Source organism: Paracoccus sp. (in: a-proteobacteria), assembly GCF_039808215.1.
Taxonomy (GTDB): domain Bacteria; phylum Pseudomonadota; class Alphaproteobacteria; order Rhodobacterales; family Rhodobacteraceae; genus Paracoccus.
Genome location: NZ_JBDHSP010000039.1, coordinates 22,088 through 28,546, shown reverse-complemented (window position 1 = coordinate 28,546; position 6,459 = coordinate 22,088). Strand labels below are relative to the sequence as shown.

Sequence of the window (6,459 nt, the reverse complement as noted above, 5' to 3'; positions counted from 1 at the left end):
AATCGGTGACCGGATCAGATTGGAATGGGTGACCGGATCAAATCGGAATCCCCGACCGGATCACCCCGGAACGCGCAAAGATCGGGGAGTTGACGCTGGAGAACGATTTTTTGTCCGGCGCGCTCGGGCCGAGGCGGGTCTGTTGCCGAGCGCCGGAAAATGATCGATCCCACCGCAAAGCTGAGCGTCAACCGCCAGGCCGTGGTGCTGGGGATCAGCCGGGGGGCGGTCTATTATCGGCCCCGGCCGGTCAGCGATGCCGACCAGAGGCTGATGAGACCCTGATCGACCGGCTGCACACAGATCACCCGTTTGCGGGCAGTCGAATGGCTCGCAGGGCCTGCTGGTCCAGGAAGGTTTCAAGGTTGGCCGCAAGCATGTCCGGACGCTGATGAAGCGCATGGGGATCGAGGCGATCTATCGCCGGCCGAACACCTCGAAACCGGCGCCGGGGCACAAGATTTACCCGTATCTGGCTCGCGAAATCTGCCCATCACCCGGCCCAACCAGGTCTGGGCGATGGATATCACCTACATCCCGATGGCCCGCGGCTTCATCTATCTCGCCGCCGTCGTGGGCTGGTTCTCGCGGCGGGTGCTGGCCGCGAAGGTGTCGATCTCGCTCGAGGCGGATTTCTGCATCGAAGCCGTCGAGGAAGCTCTGGCGCGTCATGGAAAGCCTGAAATCTTCAACACGGATCAGGGCAGCCAGTTCACCTCCACCGACTTCATCAAGGTGCTGGCCAGCCGCGAGATCAAGATCAGCATGGATGGCAAGGGCGCCTGGCGGGACAACGTCTTCGTCGAGCGCCTGTGGAGGACAGTCAAATACGAGGAGGTCTACCTGAAGGCCTATGCCAGCGTCCCCGAGGCCCGCGCCTCGATCAACCACTATCTGGCGTTCTACAACAGCCGACGCCCGCATTCATCGCTTGACGGAAGAACCCCCGATCAGGCCTACTTCAACCCGCCAAAGCCGGAAGCGGCTGCGGCATGACGGAGGCGGAAAACCACTTACAAAGCGCCCATGACCTGTTCAGATAAACGGGACCACCTCTGGGCGCCGATCGGCCTGTGCTGCTGCGCAAGACCTCGTTCAGCGCCCGGCCGCCACCCCATGCAGGGGCCACAAGCTTACGAGCGCTGACGATCAAGGCGCCGTCGGATCGTGGTCGTAGAGCCAGGCAAAGCGCTGGATCAGCCGGCCCGGCGCCAGGCGCGAGATCGTGCGCAGCCCGGCATGGGCCAGCATGCGCGCCGGGCCCTGCAGGTGATAGTTGCGGGCATTGCCATTTGCGGCGGCGACGATGCGCTGGCAGCGCGGACGGCGCAGCGCCTGGAACCGCGCCAGCGCCGTGGCCTGATCCAATCCGACGGCAAGGCAGGCGGCCAGCACCCAGGCGTCCTCGATGGCCATGACGGCGCCCTGGGCCATGAAGGGCAGGGTGGGATGCGCGGCATCGCCGATGATCGCCCGGGTCCCGTCCTGCCAGCGCGCGGCGACCTCGTGGCGGAACAGGCCCCATTGCCCGACATCGCTGACCTGCGCCAGCCAGCCCGGCACCGGCCCGCCAAAGCCGGCGAAGGCGGCGCGCAGCTCGTCCGGATCGCCGGGGATCGACCAGCCTTCCTCGTGCCAGTCCGGCTGTTCGAGCACGGCGACGATATTGCGCAACCCGCCGCCCAGCGGATAGCTGACCAGATGCCGCCCCGGACCCATGAACACCTGCGCCGCCGGCGCGGCCTGGGCGTCGCAAGGGATCAGCGCCCTCCAGGCGGTCTGGCCGGTAAAGAACGGCGCCTCGCTGCCGTTCAGCAGCGGGCGGATGCGGCTTTTCACCCCGTCGGCGCCGATCAGCAGATCGCAATCCGTCGGCGGCGCGGCGACATCGACGCCGAGCTCGACCCGCACCCCGGCCCGGCGTGCCGCGGTCTCAAGCATGGCGACCAGCCGGGCGCGGTGCACCAGGCGGAATTCGTCCTGCGGGCGATGACGCGCCAGATCGAGCCGGGCCACCGGCCGGCCGTTCCGGTCGTTCAGCTCGACCCGCTGCGAGCGCAGCGAGATGGCGCGAAACTCGGGCAGCAGACCCAGCGCCGCGATCACCCGCACCGCATTGGGCGAGATCTGCAGCCCCGCGCCCACCTCGCGCAGCGCCCCGGCGCGTTCCAGCACCGTCACCTGCGCGCCGCGCTGCGCCAGGGCGCAGGCCGCGGTCAGCCCGGCGACGCCGGCACCGATGATGGTGACGCGCCGGCTCAGTGCCGCCACTCGGCGCGGGCCAGCGCAAGGAAATCCTCGCCGACCGCCGGGATTGGCGGAGTTCGCCGATCGGCAAGCCCGTCGGTCGGTGCGACCACTGCCGGGCTGAGATCCGGATCCTGCATCGTCGTTTCCCCGGCTGAGGGCGCGGCCCCGGATCAGTCGTCGCGATGCACGCGTTCGCGGCGCTCGTGCCTTTCCTGCGCCTCAAGCGTCATGGTGGCGATCGGGCGCGCGTCCAGCCGCTTGAGGCTGATCGGCTCTCCGGTCATCTCGCAATAGCCGTATTCGCCGACCTCGATGCGGCGCAGGGCAGAATCGATCTTGCTGACCAGTTTGCGCTGGCGGTCGCGGGTGCGCAATTCCAGCGAGCGGTCGGTTTCCTCCGAGGCGCGGTCGGCAAGGTCGGGGACGTTGCGGGCGCTGTCCTGCAGCCCCTCGAGCGTCTCGGCGGACTGGTCCAGCAACTCCTGTTTCCATGCAATCAGTTTGCGGCGAAAATATTCGAGATGCCGCTCGTTCATGAAAGGCTCGTCCTCGGCGGGGCGATAATCTTCGGGCAGAAAGGTCTGGGCTTTCATTTCTCCTCCCGGGTCGGGTGCCTGTCCTCCCGATCCTTGCGGCCCCCTTAAAGGAAGGCAGGGCGCTTGTCACTAGCCCTTTGGGACAGGTGGCCCGCGGCGACTTGCGCCGGCGATCCGGGCTGACTAGGTTCGCGGCGGGTGGCGAAAGGATGCGGGCATGCGCTTTTCCTCGACGGAATCCTATGTGGCCCCGCCGGACCTGGCGGTGGCGGTGAATGCGGCGATCACGCTGGAGCGACCCTTGCTGGTCAAGGGCGAGCCGGGCACCGGCAAGACCGAGCTGGCGCGACAGGTTGCCGCAAGCCTGGGTCTGCCGATCCTGGAATGGAACGTGAAATCGACCACGCGCGCGCAGCAGGGGCTTTACGAATATGACGCGGTGTCACGGCTGCGCGACAGCCAACTGGGCGAGGCGCGCGTGCATGAGATCGGCAATTACATTCGCCGCGGCAAGCTGTGGCAGGCCTTCGCGGCCGAGGCCAAGGTTGTGCTGCTGATCGACGAGATCGACAAGGCCGACATCGAGTTTCCGAACGACCTGCTGCAGGAGCTCGACCGCATGGAGTTCCACGTCTACGAGACCGGCGAGACCGTGCAGGCCCGGCACCGGCCGGTGGTGATCATCACCTCGAACAATGAAAAGGAACTGCCGGACGCCTTTTTGCGCCGCTGCTTCTTTCACTATATCCGCTTTCCCGATGCCGCGACCCTCAAGCAGATCGTCGAGGTGCATTATCCGGGGCTGAAGCCGCGGCTGCTGGACGAGGCGCTGAACCAGTTCCTCGAGTTGCGCAGCGTGCAGGGGCTGAAGAAAAAGCCCTCGACCAGCGAGCTTCTGGACTGGCTGAAGCTGATCCTGGCCGAGGACCTGGCACCCGAGGACCTGAAGCGGCCCGCGGGCGAGATGCTGCCCAGGCTGCATGGCGCGCTGCTGAAGAACGAACAGGACGTGGCGCTGTTCGAGCGGCTGGCCTTCATGGCCCGCCGCCAGGGACGCTAGGCGGCGGCGTAGCTGGCGAACAGGCCGGTGCTGCCGTCGCGGCCGATCAGGATGACATCATAGGCCTCGCGTTCGCTCTCGGGGCCCATGCCGGGGGCGCCATAGGGCATGCCGGGCACCGACAGCCCGATGGCCGCGGGGCGCTCGGCCAGCAGGCGGCGCACATCGGCGGGCGGCACATGGCCCTCGATCACATAGCCCTCGACGCGGGCGGTGTGACAAGAGGCAAGCGCGGGGGTGATGCCGGCCCCGGCCTTGACCCGGGCCAGGGCGTCATTGGGCATGTCCTCGACCGAGACCTCGAACCCGGCGGCGCGCATGGCCTCGACCCAGTCGCCGCAGCAGCCGCAGGCCGGATCCTTCAGCACATGCAGGCGGGCGGGCGCATCCGCGCGGGCGACGCCCAGGCTGGCGGGCAGGCAGGCCAGCGCGGTGGCGATCAGCAGGTTGCGGCGGGTCAGGGTCATGGCGGCGGCCTTTGGCTGGTTGCGGTCCAGCCCCCTAGCTGGGGCCGCAACCGGGCCAGGTCAACTGCGCCCGATCAGCGCAGCCCGGTTTCGTCGAGCAGGCCCTTGCGCTTGGCCTCGTAGTAATAGCCGCGCGCATACCATTTCACCGCCGCGTCCTGGTTGCCGCCGGCGACCAGATAGGCGCCGCGCAGGTATTTGACCCCGTATTTCAGGTTGGTCTCGGCATCCAGCAGGCCCGCGGCGCTGCCCTTGTAGCCCATGCCGCGCGCCGTGGCCGGCAGCATCTGCATCAGCCCGTAATAGGGGCCGTTGCGCGCGCCGGGGCGGTGGCGCGATTCGCGGATCACCACGCGATGCACCAGATCGACGGGAACCTGGTATTCGGCGGCGTATTTGTTGATCAGCCGGCGCAGTTCCGGCGTCTCGTTGGGGTGCAGCCGCGCGGTCTGTGCGGCCGAGGCGCGCGGTTCGACCAGATAGCGGCGGTCGGGATCGACGCGGTTGTCACCGCAGGCGGCCACGGCCAGAAGGCCGGCAAGCGCCAGAATTCCGATGCTGGATTTCATCACTGCCCTCGCGTTTTCATTGACTTAGGGTTAGCGGCCCGCGGCGCGTCGCAAAACTGCAAAGACAGCGGCCGCCCCTTTCGGGACGGCCGTCGGCGGAATCTCGCCGCAACGCGGTGTCCGCGTCGGAGAAAACCCGCCGATCAGGCGTGGATGGCACCGTCGCCGCAGGCCAGTGCCGCCTCGCGCACGGCCTCGGAACAGGTCGGATGCGCGTGGCAGGTCAGGGCGATGTCCTGGGCCGAGGCGCCGAATTCCATGGCAACGCAGATCTCGTGGATCATCTCGCCGGCATTCGGACCGATGATGTGGCAGCCCAGGATGCGGTCGGTTTCCGCGTCCACGATCATCTTCACGAAACCGTCGCCCTGGAACATCGCCTTGGCGCGGGCATTGCCCATGAAGGGGAACTTGCCCACCTTGACCTTGCGGCCGCTGGCCTTGGCTGCTTCCCCGGTCAGGCCGACCGAGGCGACCTCGGGCGCGGTATAGATCACCCCGGGAATCACCTCGTAGTTCACATGGCCGTGCTTGCCGGCGATGACCTCGGCCACCGCCATGCCCTCGTCCTCGGCCTTGTGGGCCAGCATCGGCCCGGGCACCGCGTCGCCGATGGCATAGATGCCGGGCACGCTGGTCTGCCAATGCGCGTCGATCTGCACGAAGCCGCGGTCGGTCAGCGCCACGCCCAGCGCATCGAGGCCAAGCCCCGCGACATTCGGGCGCCGGCCGGTGGCGAGCAGCACGCATTCGGCCTCGATCTCGTGTTCGCTGCCGTCCTTGCGCAGCTTGTAGCTGACCTCGGCCTTGCCCTCGTCGATCTCGACCTCCGAGACGGCGGCGCCGAGGATGAATTTCAGCCCCTGCCGGGCCAGCAGGCGCTGGAACTGCTTTTGCACCTCGGCGTCCATGCCGGGGGTGATGGCGTCGAGGAATTCGACCACCGTCACCTCGGTGCCGAGGCGGGCATAGACCGAGCCAAGCTCCAGTCCGATGACACCGGCGCCGATCACCACCATGGATTTCGGGATCTTCGGCAGCGTCAGCGCCCCGGTGGAATCGACCACCATGCCGCCGGCATTATCCACCTCGACGCCCTGCAGGCTGGCGGGTTCCGAGCCGGTGGCGATGACGATGTTCTTCGTCTCGAAGGTCTCGTCGCCGACCTTGACCTTGCCCGGTGCGGTGATGGTGGCCCAGCCCTTCAGCCAGTCGATCTTGTTCTTCTTGAACAGAAATTCGATGCCCTTGGTATTGGTGCCCACGGTTTCGGCCTTGTAGGCCTGCATCTTGATCCAGTCGACCGAGACATGCGCGTCCATCAGGCCCATCTTGGCGAAGTTCTCATGCGTCTCGTGCAGCATGTGGCTGGCGTGCAGCAGCGCCTTCGAGGGGATGCAGCCGACGTTCAGACAGGTGCCGCCCAGGGTCTCGCGGCCTTCGACGCAGGCGACCTTCAGCCCCAGCTGGGCGGCGCGGATGGCGCAGACATAGCCGCCGGGGCCGGCGCCGATCACGATCAGATCATAGGTGGACATTCAGGCACTCCTTGCAGGTCGCGGGCCGCGGGTTCCGGG

General features: G+C 67.3%; 7 protein-coding genes and 1 pseudogene. 2 read left to right on the top strand and 6 right to left on the bottom strand.

Annotation, left to right across the window (positions count from 1 at the left end):
• Positions 1-74: 74 nt before the first annotated feature.
• A pseudogene (locus WMK75_RS12630) lies at positions 75-996 on the top strand (IS3 family transposase); the annotation flags it as partial.
• Positions 997-1,149: 153 nt separating this feature from the next.
• Here the strand turns inward: WMK75_RS12630 and WMK75_RS12625 are convergent.
• From WMK75_RS12625 to dksA, 3 genes are read right to left on the bottom strand one after another with little or no spacing between them, the layout of a single operon-like run.
• A complete protein-coding gene (locus tag WMK75_RS12625; RefSeq protein ID WP_347268017.1) occupies positions 1,150-2,262 on the bottom strand; it encodes an FAD-dependent oxidoreductase in 1,113 nt (370 codons plus the stop codon).
• A complete protein-coding gene (locus WMK75_RS12620; RefSeq protein WP_347268016.1) occupies positions 2,259-2,387 on the bottom strand; it encodes a hypothetical protein in 129 nt (42 codons plus the stop codon). The genes WMK75_RS12625 and WMK75_RS12620 overlap by 4 nt, the downstream gene beginning before the upstream one ends.
• Before the next feature lie 33 nt (positions 2,388-2,420).
• Complete coding sequence (gene dksA, locus WMK75_RS12615) at positions 2,421-2,843, bottom strand: RNA polymerase-binding protein DksA (protein ID WP_347268015.1); 423 nt, start codon at positions 2,841-2,843, stop codon at positions 2,421-2,423.
• A 160-nt stretch (positions 2,844-3,003) separates the two neighbouring features.
• On the opposite strand from dksA, the gene WMK75_RS12610 reads away from it, so the two are divergent.
• On the top strand, positions 3,004-3,846 hold the full coding sequence (locus WMK75_RS12610) for a MoxR family ATPase (RefSeq protein WP_347268014.1): 843 nt from the start codon (positions 3,004-3,006) through the stop codon (positions 3,844-3,846).
• Here WMK75_RS12610 and WMK75_RS12605 read toward each other — a convergent pair.
• From WMK75_RS12605 to lpdA, 3 genes are all read right to left on the bottom strand, one after another.
• The gene (locus WMK75_RS12605) at positions 3,843-4,313 is read right to left on the bottom strand and encodes a DUF411 domain-containing protein (RefSeq protein WP_347268013.1); all 471 of its coding nucleotides are present in this window, start codon (positions 4,311-4,313) and stop codon (positions 3,843-3,845) included. The two genes, WMK75_RS12610 and WMK75_RS12605, sit on opposite strands and share 4 nt — an antisense overlap.
• Positions 4,314-4,387: 74 nt before the next feature.
• Positions 4,388-4,882, bottom strand: coding sequence for a lytic transglycosylase domain-containing protein (locus WMK75_RS12600; protein ID WP_347268012.1), 495 nt, complete (start codon positions 4,880-4,882; stop codon positions 4,388-4,390).
• A gap of 143 nt (positions 4,883-5,025) precedes the next feature.
• Complete coding sequence (lpdA, locus tag WMK75_RS12595; protein WP_347268011.1) at positions 5,026-6,420, bottom strand: dihydrolipoyl dehydrogenase; 1,395 nt, start codon at positions 6,418-6,420, stop codon at positions 5,026-5,028.
• Between the last annotated feature and the right edge of the window lie 39 nt (positions 6,421-6,459).

Excerpts from the sequence above, each read along its gene's own strand:
- WMK75_RS12620 (WP_347268016.1), bottom strand. The coding sequence starts at position 2,387 with ATGCAGGATCCGGATCTCAGCCCGGCAGTGGTCGCACCGACCGACGGG.
- dksA (WP_347268015.1), bottom strand. The coding sequence starts at position 2,843 with ATGAAAGCCCAGACCTTTCTGCCCGAAGATTATCGCCCCGCCGAGGAC.
- WMK75_RS12610 (WP_347268014.1), top strand. The coding sequence starts at position 3,004 with ATGCGCTTTTCCTCGACGGAATCCTATGTGGCCCCGCCGGACCTGGCG.
- WMK75_RS12605 (WP_347268013.1), bottom strand. The coding sequence starts at position 4,313 with ATGACCCTGACCCGCCGCAACCTGCTGATCGCCACCGCGCTGGCCTGC.
- WMK75_RS12600 (WP_347268012.1), bottom strand. The coding sequence starts at position 4,882 with ATGAAATCCAGCATCGGAATTCTGGCGCTTGCCGGCCTTCTGGCCGTG.
- lpdA (WP_347268011.1), bottom strand. The coding sequence starts at position 6,420 with ATGTCCACCTATGATCTGATCGTGATCGGCGCCGGCCCCGGCGGCTAT.